Raw genomic sequence first — 23,750 nt, forward strand, 5'->3', positions numbered from 1 at the left:
CACCGTGGTCGCCTGCCTCTCATTGCTGAGTTAGCGCAACGCCTTCGGGTGAACCCAACTCCCATGGTGTGACGGGCGGTGTGTACAAGGCCTGGGAACGTATTCACCGCGGCATGCTGATCCGCGATTACTAGCGATTCCGCCTTCATGCTCTCGAGTTGCAGAGAACAATCCGAACTGAGACGGCTTTTGGAGATTAGCTCACACTCGCGTGCTTGCTGCCCACTGTCACCGCCATTGTAGCACGTGTGTAGCCCAGCGTGTAAGGGCCATGAGGACTTGACGTCATCCCCACCTTCCTCCGGCTTATCACCGGCGGTTTCCTTAGAGTGCCCAACTTAATGATGGCAACTAAGGACGAGGGTTGCGCTCGTTGCGGGACTTAACCCAACATCTCACGACACGAGCTGACGACAGCCATGCAGCACCTGTCACCGCGTCCCCGAAGGGAACTCCAAATCTCTCTGGATAGCGCGGGATGTCAAACGCTGGTAAGGTTCTGCGCGTTGCTTCGAATTAAACCACATGCTCCACCGCTTGTGCAGGCCCCCGTCAATTCCTTTGAGTTTTAATCTTGCGACCGTACTCCCCAGGCGGATAACTTAATGCGTTAGCTGCGCCACCCAAACACCAAGTGTCCGGACAGCTAGTTATCATCGTTTACGGCGTGGACTACCAGGGTATCTAATCCTGTTTGCTCCCCACGCTTTCGTACCTCAGCGTCAATACTTGTCCAGTCAGTCGCCTTCGCCACTGGTGTTCTTCCGAATATCTACGAATTTCACCTCTACACTCGGAATTCCACTGACCTCTCCAAGATTCTAGTTATCTAGTTTCAAAGGCCGTTCCGGGGTTGAGCCCCGGGCTTTCACCTCTGACTTGAATAACCGCCTACGCACGCTTTACGCCCAGTAATTCCGAACAACGCTAGCTCCCTCCGTATTACCGCGGCTGCTGGCACGGAGTTAGCCGGAGCTTATTCTCCAGGTACTGTCATTATCATCCCTGGTAAAAGAGCTTTACGACCCTAAGGCCTTCATCACTCACGCGGCATTGCTGGATCAGGCTTTCGCCCATTGTCCAATATTCCCCACTGCTGCCTCCCGTAGGAGTCTGGGCCGTGTCTCAGTCCCAGTGTGGCTGATCATCCTCTCAGACCAGCTAAGGATCGTCGGCTTGGTAGGCCTTTACCCCACCAACTACCTAATCCTACGCGGGCTCATCCCTTGGCGATAAATCTTTGGACCGAAGTCATCATCCGGTATTAGCAGTCATTTCTAACTGTTATTCCGAACCAAAGGGCAGATTCCCACGCGTTACGCACCCGTGCGCCACTAAGCCCGAAGGCTTCGTTCGACTTGCATGTGTTAGGCATGCCGCCAGCGTTCGTTCTGAGCCAGGATCAAACTCTCAAGTTTGTGTCCAATCTCACAACAGCACGAGCCCCAGTCTCTCGACCAAAAACCCGCAATCTGACGTAAAATTAATTCAGGGTATCAAACCCTGCACATCTAAACGTATGGTTACGTATAAGACATGCAAGCTCCGACTGATTTATCTACTCACCCGAGCCCCAAAGCCCCGGAAGCAGACGCCGTCGCCCACATGTCCCTTCATCTATATCAACAATGTCAAAGAGCCACCAAACCGCCACCGGAGCGACAGAATTAGGCGGACAACCAGTTCTCCCCGATTTTGGACCGGGGGACTGAGTGTCCGTCTATGTTGGCGACCGGTTGGTTGCGAGCCGTTGAAGCGTCGTTCCCGTCCGGTGAGAGGGCATATATGGGGCACTTCCGCCCCGGTCAACGACACTTTGCAATTTTATTTCGCTCCTGCCCAAAACACCCGAAAACATTGGGTTTTCAAGAGGTGGCTTGGGCGATTGCAGCCCCGAATCGGCCAAAACTGCCCCCAGAATCAGCCAATTGCGAGTCGTGCTCGCCCCGATCCTGCCAATAGCTCTGCGGGTAAGCGGTTGTTTACGCGCGCAGGCGTAAGGAAGGGGCATGAGCGCTCAAGCTTCCCCACCGTCCTCGCCCGGGGCGTCGCCGCGCATTGCGGCGATCGTCCCTGCTTATGGCGTCGCGCACCTCGTGGGTGAAGCGCTGGCGTCGTTGCAGGCGCAGACGCTGACGGACTGGGAATGCGTGGTAATAGACGACGGTGCGCCCGACGACGTTGCCGCCGCCGTCGCGCCCTATCTCGCGGATCCGCGCATCCGCTTTCTCGCCACGGCCAATGGCGGTGTTTCCACTGCGCGCAACCGTGCCATCGCAGAGACCGGCGCCCCGCTGATCGCCCTGCTCGACGGAGACGACCTGTTTCGTCCCACATATCTCGAAACCATGGTGGCGGTGCTCGAATCCGATCCGGAGGTTCGCCTGGCAACATGCAACGCCCGCATCTTCGGCGCTGTCAGCCGCGAGCGCACCTGCGTTGAAACGCGCCAGGGTTCGGGGGACGGCATACATGGCTCACTTTCCGATGTCCTCGACCGCTCGTTCAACGTCTACATCGGCACCACCTTCCGCCGCGCGGACTTCGACGCCATTGGCGGGTTCGACACGGCCATGGCCCAGTCCGAGGACTTCGACCTCTGGGTGCGCCTGATGCTGCGTGGCGGGGTCGCCTATTATGTCGATGAAGTGCTGGGCGACTATCGCGTGCGGCCCGGATCTGCCTCGAGCAATGCCGGGCGGATGCTGCTCGGCAATATCAAGGTCTATGAAAAGGCCCGGGCGACATTTCCAGAGGCCTCGCCCGAGCGCGACCTGATCGACCGGCTGCTCGCGGACAACCGGGCTTCGCTATCGTTCGAGCATGCGATGGACCGCATCATCGACGGCGACACCCGCAAGGGCCTTGCCGAACTGCGCGACATCGTGCGCGCAGGTGGCATGGTGGGCGGACCTGTCTGGAAAGCGGCCTTCACCTTATGGCAGGTCGTTCCCATCCTCGCCCGACCGATGTTGCGCTGGCGCCGGCGCGCGCATAGCCGAGGCCGTGACGCGGCGGTCGGCATGTTCCCAGGCTTCCTCGAGATCGAGGGATGAGCAAACCGGCAACTGCCAACAAGCACGCCGGCGCACCGCCGGCGATGTCGGTTCGCGCCGCCGCGCTGTGGGCGATGATCTCGCAATATACCTCGTTTGCGCTGCAATTCGTGGCCAGCGTGGTGCTCGCGCGGTGGTACATCACGCCGGAACAGCTCGGGCAGTTCTCGATCGCCTTCGCCGCCGTCTCGCTGATTGCCTTCCTGCAGGACTTCGGGGTGACCCGCTACGTCAACGGCGAGCGCGAGTTGACGCCCGAAAAGCTGCAGACGGCCTTTACGCTGTCTGTAGCGTTCGCCTGGGGCATCGCGCTGCTGGCAATCCTGGCTGCCTGGCCCATTGCGCAATTCTATGGTGATCCGGGGATGCTGCCCATCGCACTGATCATTGCCGGGTCGTACGTGCTGGTGCCCTTGGCAATTGTGCCACAAGCGACGTGTCAGCGCCGCATGGACTACCGCTCCAACACCATGATCGAGGTCGGCTCTGCCATAGCCAATGCCGCGACGGCGCTGACTCTGGCCATCATGGGCCATGGCGCGCTCGCGCTCGCGTGGGGGGCCTTCGCCCAGCAGGCTGCACGGCTTGTCGTCAGTCAATGGCGAGCAGGCGGCATGTTGCCCTGGCCACTGCGGTTGCGCGACGCCAAGCCAATACTGGCAATCGGCGGTGCCAACACCGTCCAGGTCACCTGCAGTTCGCTGTCTGCCCGCGCGCCCGAACTTGTGATAGGGCGGATGATCGACAGCGCGGCGGTCGGGCTGTTCGCGCGTGCATCGGGGCTTGCCCTGCAATTGCGCCTGCTGATCTCGGGCGCAGTGACCGGGGTGTTCTACCCCGCCTTCCGCCGCGTGCGCGATAATGGGGAACCGCTTGGCCCGCCCTACCTGCGCGTCATGGCGGCCTATACCGGCGTGACCTGGCCAGCGATGGCCGGGATCGCCGTGCTGGCCGAACCGCTGATCCGCATGCTCTATGGCGAGCGCTGGCTTGCGGCGGCCCCGTTGCTGACGTGGATTGCGCTGTCGCAGATTTTCTATGTCGCCCTGCCGCTTTATGCCGATCTGCCTTTGCTATTGGGCAAACTCAAACCGCTGATGCGCCGGATGATCCTCGATACAGTCCTGTCGGTGATCCTTATCGCGTTGACCGCCCCGTTCGGCTTGGAATGGGTCGCCATTTCGCGTGTGATCCACGGCGCGCTCTGGGTGATCATCTACGCGCCGCTGCTGCGCGGGATGCTGGACCTGCGTTGGCGCGAACTGGGATCAATCGCAGGCCGCAGCGGCCTGGCCACGCTCGCAGCGGTTGCGCCGCTGCTGATATCGTATGCCGTTTGGGATGGTCCGGCGCAGATCGGCTTTACGCAAGCCTGCAGCATGGTTGGTGTGGGCATCGCCCTCTGGCTGGCTGCGCTGCGCTTTCTCGCACATCCCTTGCACGATGAGATCGCAGACCTGGCCGGCGGTCTGCTGACTCAAGTCCGCCGCTCCCGGAAACCTGCGCTGCGCTGAAGTGCTGGCACTGCGTGCGATAGAGGCGTAATCTCTCCTGCGGGAGAACCACCATGGCTGCCAGACTCGCAATTGCGGCGGTTGCATTGGCGCTTTGCGCAAGCATTGCTCCGTCCAAGGCAGCCGAAGAACCCGCGCCTGCAACGACCCAGGAACTCGTCCAGCTTGAAACCGACCGCCATGATCGCATGACCGTGCCAGTCACGATCGGTGAGCACGGGCCTTACGATTTCCTGATCGACACTGGCTCGGAACGCACCGTCCTTTCCCGCAAGATCGCCACGGCAATGGGTCTGGCCATTTCGGGTAACGCCGTGATCGTCGGCGTTGCTGGTTCGATCCCGGTCGAAGTTGTCGATCTCGATGAGCTGACGTTCGGCCGCAGGACCTACTACGGCATCAACGCTCCCCTGCTCGAGGACGAACATATCGGCGCGGACGGCATCGTCGGTCTGGACAGCTTGCAGCAGCAGCGGGTCGTCTTCGATTTCGCCAAAAACCACATGTATGTCGACGAGTCTGCCAAGAGGACAAGCCTCAAGGGCTTTGCCATCGTGGTGCAGGCGCGGCGCCGATCGGGCCAGCTCATCATGACCAATGCCTCGGTCGATGGAGTCCCTACCGACATCGTCATCGATACAGGATCGGACGGATCGATAGGCAATCTGGCGCTGCAAAAGGCATTGTCACGGTCCCGCAATCCGAAAACAACGTCGCTTTATTCGGTGACCGGCCAGATCGTCTCGGCAGACCTTGGCTTCGCCCGGATGGTCGATATCGATGGCATGCGGCTGCACAACACGGTGCTCGCTTACGCAGATGCTCCGGCATTCCACCGCCTGGGCCTGGTCAAGCGGCCCGCGCTGCTAATGGGGATGACGCAATTGCGCATGTTCCGCCGCGTGGCGATAGACTTCGCCGCACGGCGGGTGCTGTTCGATGTGCCTATCAATATCGCCGGGCTGAACAACGGCGGACGGCCGTTCTGACGCGCTTTTCGTGCCGCCCTTGATGCAGGGGGGCTGGCGCAGCGGCGCAGGCGGCTTATGTGGGGGGCATGCCGCCAGATACCGCCACAAATTCGCCAGATGCCCGCCACGACGGATGGCTGACGCTTCGCCGGTTCCTACCCTATTTGTGGCCTGCGGATAACGCGGTTCTCAAGCGCAGGGTCGTCGGCGCCTGCGTGATGGTGCTGCTGGGCAAGGCGACGACGCTTGCCCTGCCTTTTGCCTACAAGCGCGCGGTCGATGCGATGACGCTCGATACCGGCAAATCGCAGGCCGCGCTGACCGTGGCGATGGCCTTCGTGCTCGCCTATGCGCTGGGCCGTTTCGCCGGGGTGGCGTTCGACAACTTCCGCAACATCGTGTTCGAGCGCGTGGGACAGGACGCGACGCGGCATCTCGCCGAGAACGTCTTTGCCCGGCTGCACCGCCTTTCCTTGCGCTTCCATCTCGCCCGCCGCACCGGCGAGGTGACCAAGGTGATCGAGCGTGGGACCAAGAGCATCGACACGATGCTCTATTTCCTGCTGTTCAACATTGCTCCGACGATCATCGAGCTGACGGCGGTGATCATCATTTTCTGGCTGAACTTCGGCCTAGGGCTGGTCCTTGCCACGATTGTGGCCGTCATCGCCTATGTCGTGGTGACGCGCACGATCACCGAATGGCGCTCGGCCCTGCGCGAGAAGATGAACCGGCTCGACGGGCAGGCGCTGTCCCGCGCCGTCGATTCGCTGCTGAACTACGAGACGGTGAAATACTTTGGCGCGGAAGCGCGTGAAGAGGCGCGCTATGCCGCAGCAACACGCGCTTATGCCGATGCAGCGGTCAAGAGCGAGAACAGCCTCGGCCTGCTGAACATTGCGCAAGCGATCATCGTCAACCTGCTGATGGCAGGCGCAATGGCGTGGACGGTTTGGGGCTGGTCGCAAGGACGGCTGACGGTTGGCGACCTTGTTTTCGTCAACACCTACCTCACGCAGCTTTTCCGGCCGCTCGATATGCTCGGCATGGTCTATCGCACTATTCGGCAAGGCTTGATCGACATGGCCGAGATGTTCCGCCTGATCGACACGCCGGTCGAAGTGGCCGATGTGCCCGGCGCGCCCGCGCTGGTGATCCAGCGCCCGAGCGTAACGTTCGACAATGTCGTGTTCGGCTATGACCGTGACCGCGAAATCCTTCATGGCCTGTCGTTCGAAGTGCCTGCGGGCAGCCGCGTCGCCATCGTCGGGCCATCGGGCGCGGGCAAATCGACCATCGCGCGGCTGCTGTTCCGCTTCTACGATCCGTGGTCGGGGCGCATCCTGATCGACGGGCAGGACATTGCGCACGTCACGCAGGCGTCCTTACGCGCCGCGCTCGGCATCGTCCCGCAGGATTCGGTGCTGTTCAACGATACCATCGGCTACAACATTGCTTATGGCCGCGACGGCGCAGGACAGAACGAAGTCGATGCCGCCGCGCGCGGTGCCTCGATCGCCGATTTCATCGCGCGCCTGCCCAAGGGCTACGACACTGAAGTCGGCGAGCGCGGCCTCAAGCTCTCGGGCGGCGAAAAGCAGCGCGTTGCCATCGCGCGCACGCTAGTCAAGAACCCGCCGATCGTGCTGTTCGACGAAGCCACCAGCGCTTTGGACAGCCGTACCGAGCAGGACATTCTCTCGACCATGCGCGCTGTCGCCAGCCATCGCACCACGCTTTCCATCGCGCACCGTCTATCGACGATTGCGGATTCGGACACGATCCTTGTGCTCGATCAGGGGCGGCTCGCGGAACAGGGCAGCCACACCGAACTGCTGCGGCGCGATGGCCTCTATGCAGAAATGTGGGCGCGGCAAGCGCAGGAAAGCGCCGAGGTCAGCGAGGCGGCGGAGTAGCCGGTCAAGCTTTCAGGTCTGCAGCCTCATGCCACACCACGGCCTGCGCCACCTTGATGCAGTCCATACCGCCGTCATAGGTCATCGAGGGCGAGCCATAGAGCCGCCAGCCTTGCGCCAGCGCTTCCGATACGCGCTCGCAAAAGGCGCGGTCGTCCTTGCCGGTGAGCAGGCGGTAGATCGGGCGGTCTTCGGGAGTCTGGTGCATTTCGGTCCTCAGCAATCGATGCGCCAACAAAAGAGATCGCCGTCCTCTTCGTCAACCCGTTCGCCGATACGGACAAAGGCATTGCGCTCCAGAACGTGCTGCGACGCAATGTTGTCCGTCCGTGTTTCGGCATACATTGCACTGACGCGCGCGTCTCCCCGCGCCCAATCGAGCAAGCGCGCAACCGCAGCCGCAGCATAGCCTTTTCCCCGCTCCCCCATGGCAACTCCATAGCCAATCTGGAGCGTGACACCTTCGGAAAGCGCAGTAATCGAAAGCAGACCGACCAGCCTGCCCTCATCGATTATAAGCCAGGCAGGTGGTGTAAACTGCGAAGCGATTGTAGCGGCAAGGCCTGCAAGCATGGCAAGCACGTCATCATCGGCGATGGGCGTGTCAGCTTGGGTTATACCTTCGGCAGGATCGGCGGCAGCGAGCAAATTCGCAAAGTGCTCTGGGGTTGCTGGCCACAGACGAACGGTCAAAGAATATACTTCGACAGGTCCGCATTCCCCGCCAGCACTGCCAGCTTGGCTGCGACATAAGCCTCGTCGACCACGACCGTTTCACCGGTGCGGTCCTCGGCATCGAAGCTGACTTCTTCCAGCAGCTTTTCCATCACCGTCTGCAGACGCCGCGCGCCGATGTTCTCTACGCTTTCATTCACTTGCGCTGCCGTGCGGGCAATCGCACGGACGGCTTCGGGCGTCACCTCCAGCGTGACCTGTTCGGTCGCCAGCAGCGCACAATACTGTTGCACCAGATTGGCGCGGGTTTCCGAAAGGATTCGCACGAAATCGTCCTCGGTCAGCGCCTGCAGTTCCACGCGGATCGGCAAACGGCCCTGCAATTCGGGCAGCATGTCCGAGGGTTTGGCCACATGGAACGCGCCGCTGGCGATAAACAGCACGTGATCGGTCTTCATCGGCCCGTACTTGGTCGCAACCGTCGTGCCTTCGATCAGCGGCAGCAGATCGCGCTGCACGCCTTCGCGGCTGACAGATCCGCCGCGCACGTCCGAGACCGCGATCTTGTCGATCTCGTCGAGGAACACGATGCCGTTGGTCTCGGCATTTCGAATGGCCTCGCGTGCGACATCGTCCTGGTCCATGCGCTTTTCGGCTTCTTCGTCGACCAGCTTGTCCCAGGCATCGGCCACGCGCATCTTGCGGCGCTTGAGGCTTTGCTTGCCGAACGCCTTGCCCATCATGTCCGACAGGTTGATCATGCCGATCCCGCCGGGCATTCCCGGGATATCCATCGGGGCCGACGGTGCGTCTTCCACCTCGATCTCGACTTCGACCTCGTTCATCGAACCATCGGCCAGCCGTGCCTTGAAGCTCTCGCGCGTCGCCTCGCTGGCACCGTCACCGACCAGCGCCTTGAGCAGCCGGTCCATTGCGGCCTTGCTCGCGGCCTCGCGCACGGCATCGCGGCGGCGGTCCTTTTCCAGCCGGATCGCCTCTTCCACCAGATCGCGCGCAATCTGCTCCACGTCGCGGCCGACATAGCCTACTTCGGTGAACTTGGTGGCTTCCACCTTCACGAACGGAGCATCGGCCAGCTTGGCCAGACGGCGGCTGATCTCGGTCTTGCCGCAGCCCGTCGGCCCGATCATCAGGATGTTCTTCGGGGAAACTTCGTCCCGCAAGTCGGCCGACAGACGTTGACGGCGCCAACGGTTCCGCAGTGCCACAGCGACGGCCTTCTTGGCGTCGGTCTGCCCGACGATGTGCTCGTCCAGCGCGCGGACGATGGCCTTTGGGGTAAGGGATTCGTTCATGGGGTCAGATTTCTTCCAGCGTCACGCGGTCGTTGGTGAATACGCAGACTTCGGCGGCCACCTGCATGGCGCGGCGCGCGATCTTTTCCGGATCGTCTTCGTAATCGTCGAGCGCCTTGGCGGCAGCGAGCGCGTAGTTGCCGCCTGACCCAATCGCCGCGATTCCGCCTTCGGGCTCCAGCACATCGCCATTGCCGGTGAGGATCAGCATCGTGTCAGCATCGGCCACGATCATAAGCGCTTCAAGATTGCGCAAATACTTGTCAGTGCGCCAGTCCTTGGCGAGCTCGACCGCTGCGCGCATCAGTTGCCCGCGATGCTGTTCCAGCTTGCGCTCCAGCCTCTCGAACAAGGTGAAGGCATCGGCAGTCGCTCCGGCAAACCCGGCAATGACCTTGCCTTCACCGATACGCCGAACCTTGCGGGCGTTCGGTTTCATCACCGTGTTGCCCATCGAGACCTGACCGTCACCTGCAATGACGGTTCGGCCGTTCTTCTTCACCCCGATAATGGTGGTGCCGTGCCACTGTATAAGGCCGTGGCTCGCCCTGCTCTCGTCCATGATAGGGCATATGGGATGCCCGTTTCATGGTTCAAGCAGGCAGCATCAGCTTCCGTTCGGGCCGCTGCCGCCGGTTGCCCCGCCAGCGCCGCCGCCGGGGATCGCGCCGACCGCGCCGATATTGCCGAACAGGTCTTCGAAGAAGCTCCGGTCACGGCCCAGCGTCGGCGTCTTGTCGCCTTCAGGCGACAGGCGCACGACCTTCGTCATGCCTTCGCGGTTGAGTGAAGCGACATTGCCGCGTGCATCGAAATCGACGACGAGAATCGACTGGTTGTCAGTTTTCGGGCGGTTGAACGGCTTCTGCTTGGTGTTCATCGCCACGTAGTACCACGTCTGCTTGCCATAGGGGCTGGTGAACGTGGGCCGACCCAGCGTGCGTTCGACCGACAGCTTGTTGTCGACGCCCGGCTGCACCGAAGCGACCAGCGCTTCGTCGATGATATAGCCGCGGTGATCCTTGATGCTGGAACACCCCGCTGCCGCCACGCCCAGGGCCAGCACCGCCGCACCCTGCACCATCAGCCGACTGTTCCGCATTCGATAACTCCGCTTACATCTTGAGTGCACTCATGCCCGTTTGCATCGGGAATGCACAGCCTATATCGGCGGACCTTTAGGGTCCAATCGGGATAACCGCAATGCCGCCCGGAACGCTGCGTTCCGCGCTGCTTTGCCAAGACCTGCTGGACGGCACAGATTTAATCGCCCCTGAACGGGCACCAAGCCAAGGAAACGCGATGTCATTTTTGGGCAAGCTGTTCGGACGCAAGCAGGACGACCGCGATGTCGCCCGCCCGCTCTGGCACCGCACGGTAGAAATCGCGCGCGAGAAGGAATGGTACCGCGATTGCGGCGTGGCCGACACGGTCGGTGGCCGCTTCGACATGATCACCCTGATCCTCTCGATCGTGCTGATCCGCATGGAGCGCGATGCCGATCTGATCGCGCCTTCGGTGCGCCTCACCGAACTGTTCGTCGACGACATGGACGGCCAATTGCGCGAAAGCGGCGTCGGCGATGTTGTGGTGGGCAAGCGCATGGGCCAGTTGATGAGCGTGCTGGGTGGGCGGCTCGGCGCTTACCGCGAAGGCCTTGCGCCCGGCAACGAAGCGCTGATGGCCGAGGCGGTTACGCGCAACGTGAACCTGCACGACGGCACCGACCCCCTGTTGGTCGCCCGCCGCGCCCGCGCTTTCGCCGCGGGGCTGGACCTTGTTCCGGCCTACCGCGTTCTCGATGCGGAGATCGGGAAATGATCACGCCGGAATATTCACACATGATCGACTTGCGCCAGATCACTGACGAGCCGGTGGTGCTTGAGCCAAGTGAGTCTGAGCGCCGCCGCCTGGCCGGCCGGTTCGGTATTACTGCAATCGACACCATGAAGGCGGTTCTGCGAATGACGGTCGATGGCAGCAAGGTCGAGGCCAAGGGCAAGCTCACCGCGCAGATCATTCAGGCGTGTGCCATTTCTGGCGAGGACTTCCCCGTCTCGATCAGCGAGACCATCGCATTGCGCTTCGTGCATCCCGCCAAGGCCTATGCCCCGGACGAAGAGATCGAGATCAGCGCAGACGACCTCGACGAGATCGAATACGAAGGCACCAGCTTCGACCTTGGCGAAGCCGTGGCACAAAGCCTTGCGCTGGCCATCGATCCCTTCGCGGAAGGGCCGGATGCCGACAAGGCCCGGAAGGAACACAAACTCGGTGGCGACATCGCCTCCGGACCCTTCGCCGGGCTTTCGGCGCTCAAGACGAAGGACTGACCTCTTGGCCCCACCTCCCGGACGCAGCCGTGATCTGACCAGCGGCCCGATCCTCAAGACGCTGGTGCTGTTTTCCGCGCCGACGCTGGCTTCGAACATTCTCCAGTCGCTCAACGGCTCGATCAATTCGGTCTGGGTGGGGCGTCTTCTGGGCGAGGGCGCGCTTGCTGCCACCGCCAATGCCAATGTGGTGATGTTTCTCGTCTTTGCCGCTGCTTTCGGCTTCGGCATGGCCGCGACCGTCAAGATCGGGCAGGCGTTCGGTGCAGGTGATGTGCTGGCGGCGCGGCGCACGTTCGGTTCGGCGGTGGGCTTCTGCGTGCTGCTCTCGCTGGTCGTGGGGACACTGGGCTGGGTCTTCGCGCCCGAGTTGCTCACCGCGATGGGTGCGCCGGGTGAGACGTATATCTATGCGCTGACTTATCTGCGGGTGATCTTCGTATCCATGCCCGCCTCGATGATTACGGTCATGCTGGCGATGGGCCTGCGCGGCGGGGGCGATGCTGCCACGCCGCTCAAGTTCATGATCCTGTCCTCGGTGCTCGACGTCGGGCTCAATCCCTTGCTGATCGGCGGCTTCGGACCGATCAGGCCGCTCGGCATCGCGGGCGCAGCGCTTGCCACGGCGATTGCTGCGCTGGTCTCGATGATCAGTCTTGTTGCATACGTTTACATCAAGGATCTGCCGCTTCGCCTGAGGGGGGCGGAACTGAAGTGGCTGTGGCCGCGCCGCGACGAGCTTCGCTATATCCTGACCAAGGGCCTGCCGATGGGCGCGCAGATGCTCGTCATTTCGGCGGCGGGGATCATCGTGATCGGACTGGTCAACCGCGAAGGCCTGCTGGTCAGCGCGGCCTATGGCGCGGCATTGCAGCTGTGGACCTATCTCCAGATGCCCGCGATGGCGATTTCCGCCGCCGTCAGCGCCATGGCTGCACAAGCCATCGGTGCAGGGCTTGAACAGCGGCTCGGAAAGATCTCGCGTTGGGGCGTGGTGCTCAATCTCACCGTCACCGGGGCGCTTTGTGCGATGATCCTCCTGTTTGACCGGCCCGCCCTGCAACTGTTCCTGGGGGATACCAGCCCGGCAGTCGACGTGGCACGCCACATTCAGTTCCTGGCCAGCTGGAGCTATGTTCTTTTCGGGATAACCATGGTGTTGTTCGGCACGATGCGCGCGGGCGGCGTGGTGTGGACACCGCTGATCATCCTCGCCATCGCGATGTACCCGGTGCGGCTGGGGTTCTACTATGTGCTTTACCCAAGCCTTGGCGCCGATGCATTGTGGCTGGCATTTCCTGTCAGCTCAGCGGTTGCGGTGGCGCTCGCCGTCTACGCCTATCGCAAGCCGGGCTGGCGCGCGAAGGCCCGCGCGGTTCCCGACGACGAGTGCGAGGAAGAAACCCACGCCGACGCGGACACGGCAGGACGCATGGCGCCCTCGATCTGAAATTGCGGGCTGAGGATCAGCGGCTCTGCGCGCGCCAGCGCTGGACGGTGCGTTCCACCGCACGGTCCTCGCCGCCGCTCTTGCTCCACAATTCGTAGAACGAGGGATCGTTCGATGCCGGGCGCTTGATCGGCTCGAGTTCATCGAACGAAACACGCATCGGGATCGAGACGCCCTCGCCCGAAATGATGCATTCGCGGTTGCGCAAGGCCGGGATCGTATCGACAAAACCGCGCGCGCCCTCGGGCATCGCGGCCTTGACGAAGGCCTGATCGCGCTCGTTGTTGAGACGCATGGCGATGATCGTGCCGCACTGTGACAGCACGCCTTCGGCAAGGTCCGATGGACGCTGCGTGATCAGGCCAAGGCTGACGCCATACTTGCGGCCTTCCTTGGCAATGCGCGACAGGATGCGCCCGACCGATGACCCGTCCGAGTTCTTTTCGTTCGGCACATAGCGATGCGCTTCTTCGCAAACCAGCAGCACGGGCCGGGTTTCCTCGTCGCGCGCCCAGATGGCATAGTCGAAGACCAGACGGCTGAGGACCGCGACCACGGTCGAGGTGATTTCCGATGGAACGCCCGAAACGTCGATGATCGAGATCGGTTTGCCGTTGGCGGGCATGCGGAAAATCTTGGCGATGAACTCGGCCATCGTATCGCCGACGAGCATCCCAGAGAACATGAACTGGTAGCGCGGATCACTGCGCACTTCCTCGATCTTGGTCTTGAGCCGCATGTAGGGAACCGAATTGGTCCCCTTCTCCAGCTTGCCCATCTCGTTCTGCAGGATGTTGAGCAGATCCGACTGCAGGTAGGGAATTGGCGAATCGACCGTGATCTTGCCGATCTGATCGGCCAGACGGTTCTTCTGACGTGCGGCCAGCAGGCACTTGGCGAGAATGTCCTGATCAATCTGTCGGTTCGTGCCGGACGAGGTGATGAACACTTCGCAGTGCTCGTCGAAGTTCATCAGCCAATAGGGCATCTGCAGGTTCGACACGTCGAGCAGTTGCCCGATCACCTTGAACGCGCTGGCATATTCGCCATGCGGATCGATCATCACGATATGACCTGCCGGCGCCATCTCGCAAATGCGGTGGAGGATGAGCGCTGCTGCGGTCGACTTGCCGGTGCCGGTGGAGCCAAGCAGCGCGAAATGCTTGCCCAGCAGGGCGTCGACGTAGAGCCCGGCGCGGATGTCGCGGGTCGGGAACACGGTGCCGATCGAAATGTTCGTGCGGCCGTCGCTGGCATAGATCTGACGCAAATCGTTGCTGGTGGCCGGATAGACCATGGCGCCGGGGACCGGGTAGCGGGTGACGCCGCGGCGAAACCCGTAGATCTTGCCGGTCAGGCGCTCTTCCTCGCCCTCACCGAGAAAATCGATCTGGGCAACGATACCGCCATCGACAGAGGTATCCTGTCTTTGCGTACGAACGCTTGCCAGCAGCCAGGAATTGCCGATGCGGATCTTGATCTGGCTGCCGACCTTGCCCGAAAGCGCAATCGACGGGTCGAGATCGTTCGAGCACTGTTCGAGCCGCGCAAGATCAAGTGCGATGGCGGAACTGGACCCGGCGATTTCGCGCACGTGACCGATCGGCAGGCGGGCATTTTCCGATCCCGGCATCACTTCGGGCAGCACGAATGGTGCGCGCTCGACCTGCTCGTCTTCCGTTCTCGACACTACCGCCTCGAACCTCTGCACACCCATGTCGGACATCACGTAAAATCCCCAGGCCAGACTGGCGCTATGCCATTGGTTAGTGGGATCGGGTTAAAATCCGCTAAACCATGCCGGGAATTGTCGGGCGTCAGACAAGCGCGAACAGTCTGCCCGCGATCCAGCCCATGCCGATGGAAAGCAGCACGGCAAAGATTCCGTAGATCAATCCGTTGTCCTCGGCTGCCACGGCAACGAAGCGCTCGAAGCCTTCCTTGGTCACTTCCACGCGCGTGATGGCCGAGGCTACGACCTTGCCGTTGCGGATGGCAAAGGTCTCGGCAGTATAAGTCCCTATCTGCACGCTCGACGGCAGCCGCATGCGTGCCTGATAAAGGACCTGACCACTGATCGTCACCGCGCCCTCTTCTTCGCGGTACATGCCCTCGCGCCGCATCAGGTCGACAAGGCCTGCCGAGAAACGCTGCTGCTCCTTCGGTTCGATCACGCCGATAGGCGAAAGCTGCAGCCACTTGAGGCCGAGTTCGTAGATCGCAGCGGTCTTGTCATCGACAATCTTTGCGATGGGCCGCGACGAGGCGACTGCGAAGTAACTGGGAGCAGAGCGGAATTCGAGCGAATCCGCATTGATCCACATACCTGCAATTTTCTGCTTCTCGCGAAGGACGATAGATTGCACCGGGCCTTCGAGCACCACGACAATGTCGTAATCCTGCGCCGCCCGGCTGCCTTCGGGACTGAGGATTGCGCCAAACAGCAACAGGTCGGCGCCGGTGAAGCCCTGGCGCACCTGCACCTTGTGCTGAGAGATTTCGGGCACGAGTATCGGGTCGCGCGCGCCCAGCAGCAACATGCAGGCAAGCAAAGCCCAGAGCCGCATCACAGCGCAATCACCGTGTAGATCTCGTCGGGACGATAGCCCAGCCCCAGCGCCATGCGCATCGCCACCAGCAGCACGATCACCGCAAGGATCAGGCGCAATTGCTCGGGCTTGGCCTTCTGCGCGAACTGCGCGCCGATCTGCGCGCCGGTCACCGATCCCACCAGCAACAGCACCGCCAGCACGATATCGACCGCTCGCGTCGTCAGCGCGTGCATCATCGTAGTGGTCATGGTCACGAACAGGATCTGGAACAGCGATGTGCCGACGACGACGTTCACGCCCATGCCAAGGATGTAGAGCATCGCCGGAACGAGGATGAACCCGCCGCCGATGCCCATCAGCATTGTCAGGATCCCGGTCAGGAGACCCAGCAACAACGGCGCGAGCGGCGAGATGTACAGGCCCGAACGGTAGAACCGCCAACGCAGCGGCAGACTTGCCACCAGCGGGTGGTGGCGGCGCTTTCGAGCTGGCACGGGAATGCCGGTGCGGTGCGCGCGCAGGGCAGTCAGGCTTTCATGGGCCATCAGCCCCCCGATGCCCCCCAGCAGCAGCACGTAGAGGATATTGATGACCGTATCGATCTGGCCGAGTGATTGCAGCAGCCGGAACAGCAGCGAGCCGACGCCGGTGCCGAGCACGCCGCCCGCCACCAGCACCGCGCCGATGTGGTAATCGATCCCCCCGCGCTTGGCGTGGGCGAAGGCCCCGGAAACGCTGGCGCCGGTCACCTGGCTCGCAGCAGAGGCAGCAGCGACCGTGGGCGGAATACCGTAGAAAATCAGCAGCGGCGTCGTCAGAAACCCGCCGCCGACCCCGAACATGCCCGAGAGCAGGCCGGTCAACAGACCGAGACCGACGATGACCAGGCCGTTGACCGACAGGTTCGCGATGGGAAGATAGACGTCCATTGCCGTTCAGACGCTAGGCTGGCCCTTGCCTGCCAGCAACCCCGCAGGCACACCAGATCCCCAAAAAGCTGTGGTATCAGAACGAGGACGCCACGGTGATTGCCGGGCCTGAGCCTGGTCGCGCATTGCCCGCCACGCGAAAGCGCCAGTCGAGCGCAATGCGGCTGGGCACTTCCTCACCCAGATCGAGCGCAAACGACACGCGCGGGCCGACATCGAGCCGCACGGCTCCCTTCTGGCCGCCCGCCCAGAAGCCTGCACCGACCCGCAGATCCTTTCCGATGGGGAGCAGGCGCTTGACCGGATGATCGACCAGACCCTGCGCGTCGAAAAAGGCCGTGCTGTCGCGCCCGCCAGCGTACCCCGCCTGCCCATAGGCCTCGGCGCGCAGGCCTAGCGGCAGGTTCTGCCATGGCAGTTCGGTGACCACCGTCACCACCGGGCGAACCCGCATCGGGCTCTGGCTGGTGTCCTGCAAGCGCGCTTCGGCGAGAACACGCAGCGGCAGTTTTGCGAGCGGGCGGCCGCCAAGGCCTATGGCAATCTCCTTGTCGTTGCCCGGTGCATTGATCGCAAGCGAGGTGCGCAAGTAGCCATAGGCCGAATCCTGGCCACCCGATCCGAACCTGTATCGCGCCACCGCACCTGCCTGACTGGCGCCATAGGAGGCAGCGCCCGGTGCTTGCGCCGCTGCGCCGCTGCCGCGCCGCATCAGCAGCCAGCGCTCACTGCTCCAGCGCGGATCGTCTTTGACCGGCCCGGTCTGGTCTGCAGCGATTGGCGGCGGAGTGGGCGGAGGCTCACGTCGGGTTACACGAGACGGGGCGATGGCCGGGTTGAACTGGATGAGCGAGCCTGCAGAGGCGAAGCGCAAGAGGATAGATCCGCTCCCGCCTTCCGATGTCCGGTCGGCCAAGGCTGCCGGCGGTTCGGTCACTGGGGCGATAGCTTGCGTCTGCCTGCCCGCAGGTCGCGCGGGTTGAATAAAGCGCGGTTTGAGCGGCCCAGCGGTGGTAGCGATCCGTTCAGGCGAAGCGGCCACTGCGGTGCGCTCCGACGTTGCCCGAGAATTCGCTGTCTCGATGATCGGTGTCCACAGCACCGCGCGCGCGATCACCCATCCCACCAGCACTGTCGTCAGCGCAGCAACAGGCTGCCCGCGCCGAACGGACGCGGCGAGAGCCATTATCCTCGGGCCGTGGCCGGTTGCGAGGCCCTTCCTGTCAGCCGGCACAAGGCAGCCGGGTGGGCGAGGTGAATGGTATGTTCCCACCGCACCTTGCCGCCGAGCAGAACGCGCAAGTATGCCACCAAGGCCCGCCGCCCCGCCATGATCGCAATCACGTTCCCCACCGGAAAGCGGAATATGCTGCGCAGGCCTTCCACCCAGCCAAATTCGCGCGTGGTGAAGCAGAACCGGAGCAGCAGCCGCCAGAGGAAGCTTAGCAGGTTGATGGCAAGCAACTTTGCGACGACCGGATCGGCGGGAAGTGGCGCAATCGCCCCAGCCGCCTCGGCAATGCGGACCACCGGCCAGAGCGCAACCAGAGAGTAGGCGGCAGTGAGCACCAGCGCCACCATCGGCCCGCGCCGGTCACGAACACGCATCCACAAGTCACAGGGCTTCCCGCTCCAGCCAAGCCGGTCCCAGCCCTGAAATGCGATGCCATGCAGCCACCGCGTCTTCTGCCGAACCGAGCTGGCCAGTGTCGCCGGGAAGAATTCGCGCGTGGCCACCAGAGCGCCTTGACGGTCACGCACACGCAGGAACAGAGCCTTGCCGCCGGTTTCGCTGACCAGCAGACCGGCCTCGTAATCCTCGGTGAGGCATTCTGCGGCGAAAGGGTCACCCCCGCCCCGGCGCGCCAGAATACGGTCAATCGCCCGTCGGGAGAAGGCGCAGCCGACGCCAGCCGAGGGAAGCCCTGCGCCAAGCCAGTTGCGCACCACCATGTCCTTGGCGTGGGCTTCGGCAAATTCGTCGCAGTAATGCCCGGCGATCCATGGCGAGAGGCCTTGCGGTTCGGCACGTACGGGAAGCTGGACAAGGTCGGCCCGGCCGATCGCCTCGTCCATCAGCGACAGGGCCGCAGGGTGCACCATGTCTTCGGCATCGTGCAGGATCAGGCAGCGTGCGCGTTCGCCGGTGCGGCGTTCATCATCGCACATTGCGCGGTAGAGCCGGTTGAGACAATCGGCCTTCGTGGTCGGCCCGTCGCGGTCATGCAGGACCACGCGCAGCCGAGGATCACAGCCCAGCGCGGTCAGGACCGCCAGAGTCTGCTCATCGTTGCGGTACACACCGACATAAAGGCGCAAGCCCCCCTGCGGCCAGCTTTCGAGGCAATGCCTGACCATCGCGCCGATAACGGCGGATTCGCGCCATGCCGGCACCAGCACGGCGGCTATCCCCGCGAGTTCTTCGGTCCGGTCAGCCTGCAACCTTGCGGTTCGCGCCCAGCCGCTGAAACGCAGCCAAAGCCACATGCCATCGACCAGCATTTCATCCACCGCGCCAACCGCAAACCAGAATGCCGCAAACAGCAGGAGTTCATGCTCGACGACTGCGAGCGCCTGCAATACTCCAAAGGTCGGCGACGTCAGCAACAACCCTGCCCCGGTTTGACGCACCCCGTCAAAGGGGGCACCTTACTGCAAGGTATGCCCGCTTGCAGCGCGCCGTGAACCAAGGACTGCTTCGAAAATGGTGGAAACGCCGGGACTTAAGACGATGTGGCGCAAGCTGTCTCATAACGAAGCGGCGCCCGGCCTCGTGCTCATGGCCTGTGCCGCCATAGCGTTGCTCATTGCAAATTCACCGTTGCAGCAGGCCTGGCACGACCTGTTCCACTCAAGCCTTGCGTGGACGCCGGTTGCGAAGCTCGACAGCGCGCACTTGTGGATCAACGACGGGTTGATGGCGGTGTTCTTCTTCGTCGTCGGCCTGGAGATCAAGCGCGAGGTGCTTGCGGGCGAATTGTCTGACGCGCGGCGCAGACGTCTGCCCATCATCGCCGCGCTGGCCGGTATGGCCGTGCCCGCGCTGGTCTATCTGGCCTTCACGCGCGGCGACCCCGCGCTACAGAGCGGCTGGGCGATTCCGTCCGCCACCGACATCGCCTTTGCCATCGGCGTGCTGGCACTCGCCGGAAAGGGCCTGCCCCCGTCGCTGCGCCTGTTCCTGCTGACTGTCGCCATCGTCGATGATCTGGGCGCGGTGATGGTCATCGCGTTTTTTTACACAAGCGGGATCAAGCTCGCATGGCTAGGGGCCAGCGCCGCGATCCTTGGCCTGCTCGTTCTTGCCAACCGCTTCGGCGTTCGCTCGATCTGGCCTTACGTGCTCGGCGCCATAGCCCTGTGGTTCACGGTGCTCCATTCGGGCGTCCATGCCACGATCGCGGGGGTGCTGGCCGCCCTTACCGTCCCGCTCGCGCTCAACCGCCAGCATGACAGCCCGCTGCTTCGGCTCGAACATGCGCTCGTGTCGCCCAACGGTTTCCTGATCGTGCCGCTGTTCGGCCTTGCAAACGCAGGCGTCCACCTCGGCCTGCCCGACGGCGGCTCGCTCGCACTGCCGCTGGGCATCGGTGCCGGGCTGGTCTTGGGCAAGCAGGTCGGCATTCTGGGAAGCATTCTCCTCGCCGAGAGGTTCGGCATCGCCCGCCGACCCGAAGGGGCCAGCGTCCGCCAGTTGTGGGGCATAGCGCTGCTCTGCGGTATCGGCTTCACGATGAGCCTGTTCATCGCGGGCCTCGCTTTCCCTTCCGACCCGCTTCTGGTCGAAGAGGCAAAGCTGGGCATTCTCGGCGGTTCGGCGGTTTCCGCCATAGCCGGACTGCTTCTGCTGCAACAAAGGCGCTCGCCTGCCTATTGATCGCGTTAGTCGATCAAAGTCTCGATCATAATCCGTGAAACCTTTCACCGGTTGCTGCGTATAAGCGGCACATCCCAACCGGACTCATGAAAGGGGAACATCATGCCCGGAGACAATGCGAAAAAGGCTCTGATCGACAGCCTGAACGGCCTTCTCGCCGACTATTTCACGCTCTATCTCAAGACCAAGAATTACCACTGGCACGTCGCTGGGCCGCAGTTCCGCGAACTTCACCTGTTGTTCGACGAACAGGCAGCCGAACTGTTCGCGCTGACCGACATCATCGCCGAACGCGTGCGCAAGAATGGCGGCGATACGCTGACGTCCATCGCCAGCATCGCAGGAAAGGCCTCGATCAAGGATGACGAGCGCACCAAGGTTGAGGCCATGGAGATGATCAAGGCCCTGCGCGACGACAACGCCGCACTGGTCAAGGTCATCCGCGCGGCCAAGGACGCCGCCACCGCAGCGGGCGACAATGCCACCGAAGGCCTTGCCGACGATTGGACCGATCAGGCCGAACAGCGCGTCTGGTTCCTTACCCAGACACTCGCCTGACACTGAGGGTCAGGACCTAATACCTGCGCCTTCGAGGCGCCGGAATGGCGAACATATCGGGCGGATACTCGCGCCGGGAAGGCTGGTTGCCTTTCCAAGCGGGTATCTGGCCGAGATGGAAGCCATTCCGGCGTCCCGCAGGGATTTGACCAAAATGGCCAGCTGCTGCGTTGGATGGGCTTGAAATAGAATGGCTATTCCTGCGCCCATCCGCCTTGCATCAGGCCATTTTGCTTCAAACCTCGAAGGCGCAGGTATTAGGTCCTGACCCTAGAACTTACCGCTCGTCCTCAGGCCCACGCCGCCGGGACGGGCGGTGAAGCCGCCCTGCAGCAGCGGTCCGCTCACCTCAGGCGGCAGGCCCGACAGGATCAGATCCGCCTTCCACGCCCCGTCACCAGCGATCCGCAGCGTGAGCCGCTCCATCCCGCCCGGCCCCTGCATCGGCACCAGCAACGCGCCTTTGTCGCACCGCGCCTTGCCCGAAAGGGTCACGGTATCGGGCAGAAGCGGCCCCACCGAGGCGAGCGTGACGCCCAATGTGCCTTCGGCGTCGGCACAGGCACCGTCTTCGATGCGAGCGGAAAAATCGCCAAAGCTGATCGCGGTTACCGGCAAGCCGTCAAGGCCGCCGGGCAAGGTCACCGCACCATTCGCGCCTGACAGCCGGACGTCGCCGCCACCCAACGATGCCTTGGCCGAGAACGGCGCATCACCCGCCCGCGAAACTGCAAATTGCGCGCGGCCGAGCAGCAAGGGCAGTGGGTCAAGCCGAGCATCGAGCGTGCCCAAGGGCAAAGGCCCGACCTGAAGGTCTGCAATGCGCCCGCTCCACACCGAACCTTTGGCACTGCGCGCGGTGACGTTGTCAGACGCAGCCCAGCCCAGCACCAGCCGCAACGGCAGGAGCACAAGCAGCGCGGCTGCGGTCAGAACCGCCAGCGCCAGCCAGCCGCGACGGGTCAGCGCCCGTTCGCGCACGAAAATCCAGCGCCCAATCATGGGGCCACCCGCCGCAAGGTGACGCTGACCGAAACCGTCCCGTCCGGCGCAGGCGTCATCGTCAATTGCTCGACCGCCAGCCCTTGTGCGGAAAGACCATCGATCCAGGCCATAGCCGCTGCCGGGCGCGCGGTCGGGATCACGATCACCGCCATGTCCGCCCCTTGGCGCTGGTTCGACTGGACGACGAACCCGGCCTCCTGCGCACTTGCGCCTGCGATCTGCCCGACTGGCCCGACCAGCGCTGTGGCTGTTGCCGGTGGCGCAGCTTTGAGCGCCGCGAGTTGCCCCGCAATCCGCCCGGCACGCTCGGTTGCCTCGCGGTGCCGAACGGCAGCGTCGTCCAGCGCCCTTCCAACCGGCAAGATCACGCCATAGACCGCAAGTACGAACGCAGCGATACAGCCCGCAACGTTCACCAGCCAGCGTTCGCGGCTGGTCAAGCCGATATACCAGACCGGAACCCGCCCCATCACGGTGCCCTCAAGGTTATGGCGGCAACGGTCGCGCCGGTCGGGTCAGGGGCAAGCGCGGGCGGGACAGTCACTTTCCAGCCGCCATTCTGCAAAGCGATCAGCACCGCGTTCACGTCCTCGGCACGCGGCGCGGCGGCGGTAAAACGCAGCGTGCCGTCTGCGCCGTAACCCAGATCCCGCAGCCGCACGCCGGGCACAGGTCGCATCGCGTCAAACAAGGCAGCAGCAGGCGCGGCAAAGCTTGCACCGCCCTGCCCGCGCCGGGCAAGCTCTGCGCTGATCAGGCGTTCGGCACTATCGAGATCGGTAGCCGCCGGAAAACGCGCCTGCGCCAGTTCCAGAGCGCGGGCCTCCTGCGCCGAACTGTCCAGATTCCACTTCACGATCCACACCAGCATCAGCAGCAGGCCGAGCAGCGCCGCCGTCGCCGTCATCCGCGCAAGGCCCTGCCAGTTCGCCACGCGGAAAACCGACACGCGACGCGGCGCATATTGGCTCTGCCGCAGGTTGAGCGGCGGCGCGGCGTGGACAGCGGCCAACCGTGCGGCAAGCCCATCGTCATCCAATGCAATCTGATCGAGATCGCCTGCCAGCGCCTCGACCAAAGCGGCCTCCCCCGCAAAGGCGGCATCGGCGCTACGCGCCAGCAATTGCCCGCCGAGATTGCCCAGCACGAGTGCCGCATCACCGCGCGGCAACACCAAGGCAGCGGGCACTATCGCCAGAGGATCAAGCCCATGTCCTGCCAGCAAGGCCAGCCAGCGGTCCATCTCATGCTGATCGATGGTGGCCGAAAGCAGGCGTCCGTCATCGGCAGCAACCGCCACGTGGCGCCCGCCCTGCACCAGTCCGCCTTGTGCGAGGCCCAACCGCTCCGCCGCCAGCGCCTGCACCAGCGGCATGTCCGGCGGCAGCGCCTTGTCCCGAACAGGGGCCAGGCCTGCAGGAGCCAGCGCGGTGACAGTGCCAACCGCACCCCACGGCGCGTTGTCGCTTTCGCCGTCGAACGCATGTTCACGGCCCACAACGCCATCACTCACCCGCCACCAGCGCCAGCTTTCGCCGGACTCTGCGGGCAGGAGGACGATCAGGCCATCCATCGAAGGCTCAGGCTGCGGCATCGCG

Annotated in this window: 22 protein-coding genes and 1 rRNA gene (1 of these 23 only partly in view); 9 read left to right on the forward strand and 14 right to left on the reverse strand. The window is 63.1% G+C overall.

The annotated features are described in order from the left end of the window. Nucleotides 1-1,418, reverse strand: a 16S ribosomal RNA gene (locus tag RM192_RS13270) (it extends 69 nt beyond the left edge of the window). Between the two features lie 591 nt (nt 1,419-2,009). On the opposite strand from RM192_RS13270, the gene RM192_RS13275 reads away from it, so the two are divergent. The 4 genes from RM192_RS13275 to RM192_RS13290 all read left to right on the forward strand — a co-directional run bounded on the left by RM192_RS13275 (nt 2,010) and on the right by RM192_RS13290 (nt 7,457). Continuing rightward, nucleotides 2,010-3,056: a glycosyltransferase family A protein gene (locus tag RM192_RS13275; protein ID WP_311508024.1), complete on the forward strand. Its 1,047-nt coding sequence runs from the start codon at nt 2,010-2,012 to the stop codon at nt 3,054-3,056. Further along, the gene (locus RM192_RS13280) at nt 3,053-4,570 is read left to right on the forward strand and encodes an oligosaccharide flippase family protein (RefSeq protein WP_311508025.1); all 1,518 of its coding nucleotides are present in this window, start codon (nt 3,053-3,055) and stop codon (nt 4,568-4,570) included. Before RM192_RS13275 ends, RM192_RS13280 begins: the two co-directional genes overlap by 4 nt. Nucleotides 4,571-4,623: 53 nt before the next feature. Next, nucleotides 4,624-5,559, forward strand: a complete 936-nt coding sequence (locus RM192_RS13285; protein ID WP_311508026.1) for a retropepsin-like aspartic protease — start codon at nt 4,624-4,626, stop codon at nt 5,557-5,559. Between the two features lie 68 nt (nt 5,560-5,627). Next, nucleotides 5,628-7,457 (forward strand): ABC transporter ATP-binding protein/permease, encoded by a 1,830-nt coding sequence (locus RM192_RS13290; RefSeq protein WP_311508027.1) that lies wholly within the window; start codon nt 5,628-5,630, stop codon nt 7,455-7,457. A gap of 4 nt (nt 7,458-7,461) precedes the next feature. On the opposite strand, the gene RM192_RS13295 is transcribed toward RM192_RS13290, so the two are convergent. From RM192_RS13295 to RM192_RS13315, 5 genes are read right to left on the reverse strand one after another with little or no spacing between them, the layout of a single operon-like run. After that, a complete protein-coding gene (locus RM192_RS13295; RefSeq protein WP_311508028.1) occupies nt 7,462-7,665 on the reverse strand; it encodes a DUF1737 domain-containing protein in 204 nt (67 codons plus the stop codon). A gap of 8 nt (nt 7,666-7,673) precedes the next feature. After that, on the reverse strand, nt 7,674-8,150 hold the full coding sequence (locus tag RM192_RS13300; RefSeq protein ID WP_311508029.1) for a GNAT family N-acetyltransferase: 477 nt from the start codon (nt 8,148-8,150) through the stop codon (nt 7,674-7,676). Beyond that, the gene (gene hslU / locus RM192_RS13305) at nt 8,147-9,448 is read right to left on the reverse strand and encodes an ATP-dependent protease ATPase subunit HslU (protein ID WP_311508030.1); all 1,302 of its coding nucleotides are present in this window, start codon (nt 9,446-9,448) and stop codon (nt 8,147-8,149) included. Before hslU ends, RM192_RS13300 begins: the two co-directional genes overlap by 4 nt. A gap of 4 nt (nt 9,449-9,452) precedes the next feature. After that, on the reverse strand, nt 9,453-10,010 hold the full coding sequence (gene hslV, locus RM192_RS13310) for an ATP-dependent protease subunit HslV (RefSeq protein ID WP_311508031.1): 558 nt from the start codon (nt 10,008-10,010) through the stop codon (nt 9,453-9,455). Between the two features lie 45 nt (nt 10,011-10,055). After that, complete coding sequence (locus RM192_RS13315; RefSeq protein WP_311508032.1) at nt 10,056-10,550, reverse strand: outer membrane protein assembly factor BamE; 495 nt, start codon at nt 10,548-10,550, stop codon at nt 10,056-10,058. Nucleotides 10,551-10,750: 200 nt separating this feature from the next. Between RM192_RS13315 and RM192_RS13320 the strand changes: the two genes are divergently transcribed. From RM192_RS13320 to RM192_RS13330, 3 genes are read left to right on the forward strand one after another with little or no spacing between them, the layout of a single operon-like run. Further along, nucleotides 10,751-11,269, forward strand: coding sequence for a ubiquinol-cytochrome C chaperone family protein (locus RM192_RS13320; protein WP_311508033.1), 519 nt, complete (start codon nt 10,751-10,753; stop codon nt 11,267-11,269). Then, a complete protein-coding gene (locus RM192_RS13325; RefSeq protein ID WP_311508034.1) occupies nt 11,266-11,781 on the forward strand; it encodes a DUF177 domain-containing protein in 516 nt (171 codons plus the stop codon). The genes RM192_RS13320 and RM192_RS13325 overlap by 4 nt, the downstream gene beginning before the upstream one ends. 4 nt (nt 11,782-11,785) lie before the next feature. Beyond that, nucleotides 11,786-13,231 (forward strand): MATE family efflux transporter, encoded by a 1,446-nt coding sequence (locus RM192_RS13330; RefSeq protein ID WP_311508035.1) that lies wholly within the window; start codon nt 11,786-11,788, stop codon nt 13,229-13,231. A gap of 16 nt (nt 13,232-13,247) precedes the next feature. On the opposite strand, the gene RM192_RS13335 is transcribed toward RM192_RS13330, so the two are convergent. The 5 genes from RM192_RS13335 to RM192_RS13355 form a co-directional block, all read right to left on the reverse strand. Beyond that, nucleotides 13,248-14,864, reverse strand: coding sequence for a helicase HerA domain-containing protein (locus tag RM192_RS13335; RefSeq protein WP_311508632.1), 1,617 nt, complete (start codon nt 14,862-14,864; stop codon nt 13,248-13,250). A gap of 184 nt (nt 14,865-15,048) precedes the next feature. Next, entirely contained in the window at nt 15,049-15,771 is a 723-nt protein-coding gene (locus RM192_RS13340; protein ID WP_311508036.1) for a TIGR02186 family protein, read from the reverse strand. A gap of 26 nt (nt 15,772-15,797) precedes the next feature. Further along, nucleotides 15,798-16,712 carry a sulfite exporter TauE/SafE family protein gene (locus RM192_RS13345; protein ID WP_311508037.1) on the reverse strand — a complete coding sequence of 305 codons (915 nt, stop codon included), beginning with the start codon at nt 16,710-16,712 and terminating at the stop codon, nt 15,798-15,800. A 76-nt stretch (nt 16,713-16,788) separates the two neighbouring features. Continuing rightward, nucleotides 16,789-17,898, reverse strand: a complete 1,110-nt coding sequence (locus tag RM192_RS13350) for a hypothetical protein (protein WP_311508038.1) — start codon at nt 17,896-17,898, stop codon at nt 16,789-16,791. Then, the gene (locus RM192_RS13355; RefSeq protein WP_311508039.1) at nt 17,898-19,343 is read right to left on the reverse strand and encodes a glycosyl transferase family protein; all 1,446 of its coding nucleotides are present in this window, start codon (nt 19,341-19,343) and stop codon (nt 17,898-17,900) included. The genes RM192_RS13350 and RM192_RS13355 overlap by 1 nt, the downstream gene beginning before the upstream one ends. Before the next feature lie 73 nt (nt 19,344-19,416). Here RM192_RS13355 and nhaA point away from each other — a divergent pair, with 73 nt between their 5' ends. Then, nucleotides 19,417-20,589 (forward strand): Na+/H+ antiporter NhaA, encoded by a 1,173-nt coding sequence (gene nhaA / locus RM192_RS13360; protein WP_311508040.1) that lies wholly within the window; start codon nt 19,417-19,419, stop codon nt 20,587-20,589. A 102-nt stretch (nt 20,590-20,691) separates the two neighbouring features. Further along, nucleotides 20,692-21,147: a DNA starvation/stationary phase protection protein gene (locus RM192_RS13365; protein ID WP_311508041.1), complete on the forward strand. Its 456-nt coding sequence runs from the start codon at nt 20,692-20,694 to the stop codon at nt 21,145-21,147. A gap of 270 nt (nt 21,148-21,417) precedes the next feature. Here the strand turns inward: RM192_RS13365 and gspN are convergent, their stop codons facing one another. Genes gspN through gspL form a run of 3 tightly spaced genes read right to left on the reverse strand, consistent with a single transcriptional unit; the run spans nt 21,418 to nt 23,746 of the window. Further along, the gene (gspN, locus tag RM192_RS13370; protein WP_311508042.1) at nt 21,418-22,149 is read right to left on the reverse strand and encodes a type II secretion system protein N; all 732 of its coding nucleotides are present in this window, start codon (nt 22,147-22,149) and stop codon (nt 21,418-21,420) included. Then, a complete protein-coding gene (gene gspM, locus RM192_RS13375) occupies nt 22,146-22,622 on the reverse strand; it encodes a type II secretion system protein GspM (RefSeq protein ID WP_311508043.1) in 477 nt (158 codons plus the stop codon). Before gspM ends, gspN begins: the two co-directional genes overlap by 4 nt. Continuing rightward, nucleotides 22,622-23,746 carry a type II secretion system protein GspL gene (gene gspL, locus RM192_RS13380; protein ID WP_311508044.1) on the reverse strand — a complete coding sequence of 375 codons (1,125 nt, stop codon included), beginning with the start codon at nt 23,744-23,746 and terminating at the stop codon, nt 22,622-22,624. The genes gspM and gspL overlap by 1 nt, the downstream gene beginning before the upstream one ends. Nucleotides 23,747-23,750: the final 4 nt, after the last annotated feature.

The organism is Novosphingobium sp. MMS21-SN21R (genome assembly GCF_031846015.1).
Taxonomy (GTDB): Bacteria; Pseudomonadota; Alphaproteobacteria; order Sphingomonadales; family Sphingomonadaceae; genus Novosphingobium.

Bases quoted from the DNA above. Each gene is read 5' to 3' on its own strand.
- gspL (WP_311508044.1), bottom strand. From the start codon at position 23,746: ATGCCGCAGCCTGAGCCTTCGATGGATGGCCTGATCGTCCTCCTGCCC.
- gspM (WP_311508043.1), bottom strand. From the start codon at position 22,622: ATGGGGCGGGTTCCGGTCTGGTATATCGGCTTGACCAGCCGCGAACGC.
- RM192_RS13345 (WP_311508037.1), bottom strand. From the start codon at position 16,712: ATGGACGTCTATCTTCCCATCGCGAACCTGTCGGTCAACGGCCTGGTC.
- RM192_RS13320 (WP_311508033.1), top strand. From the start codon at position 10,751: ATGTCATTTTTGGGCAAGCTGTTCGGACGCAAGCAGGACGACCGCGAT.
- RM192_RS13350 (WP_311508038.1), bottom strand. From the start codon at position 17,898: ATGGCTCTCGCCGCGTCCGTTCGGCGCGGGCAGCCTGTTGCTGCGCTG.
- RM192_RS13325 (WP_311508034.1), top strand. From the start codon at position 11,266: ATGATCACGCCGGAATATTCACACATGATCGACTTGCGCCAGATCACT.
- RM192_RS13280 (WP_311508025.1), top strand. From the start codon at position 3,053: ATGAGCAAACCGGCAACTGCCAACAAGCACGCCGGCGCACCGCCGGCG.
- hslU (WP_311508030.1), bottom strand. From the start codon at position 9,448: ATGAACGAATCCCTTACCCCAAAGGCCATCGTCCGCGCGCTGGACGAG.
- nhaA (WP_311508040.1), top strand. From the start codon at position 19,417: ATGGTGGAAACGCCGGGACTTAAGACGATGTGGCGCAAGCTGTCTCAT.
- RM192_RS13290 (WP_311508027.1), top strand. From the start codon at position 5,628: ATGCCGCCAGATACCGCCACAAATTCGCCAGATGCCCGCCACGACGGA.
- RM192_RS13285 (WP_311508026.1), top strand. From the start codon at position 4,624: ATGGCTGCCAGACTCGCAATTGCGGCGGTTGCATTGGCGCTTTGCGCA.
- hslV (WP_311508031.1), bottom strand. From the start codon at position 10,010: ATGGACGAGAGCAGGGCGAGCCACGGCCTTATACAGTGGCACGGCACC.
- RM192_RS13295 (WP_311508028.1), bottom strand. From the start codon at position 7,665: ATGCACCAGACTCCCGAAGACCGCCCGATCTACCGCCTGCTCACCGGC.
- RM192_RS13340 (WP_311508036.1), bottom strand. From the start codon at position 15,771: ATGTTGCTGCTGGGCGCGCGCGACCCGATACTCGTGCCCGAAATCTCT.
- gspN (WP_311508042.1), bottom strand. From the start codon at position 22,149: ATGATTGGGCGCTGGATTTTCGTGCGCGAACGGGCGCTGACCCGTCGC.
- RM192_RS13275 (WP_311508024.1), top strand. From the start codon at position 2,010: ATGAGCGCTCAAGCTTCCCCACCGTCCTCGCCCGGGGCGTCGCCGCGC.
- RM192_RS13365 (WP_311508041.1), top strand. From the start codon at position 20,692: ATGCCCGGAGACAATGCGAAAAAGGCTCTGATCGACAGCCTGAACGGC.
- RM192_RS13335 (WP_311508632.1), bottom strand. From the start codon at position 14,864: ATGCCGGGATCGGAAAATGCCCGCCTGCCGATCGGTCACGTGCGCGAA.
- RM192_RS13315 (WP_311508032.1), bottom strand. From the start codon at position 10,550: ATGCGGAACAGTCGGCTGATGGTGCAGGGTGCGGCGGTGCTGGCCCTG.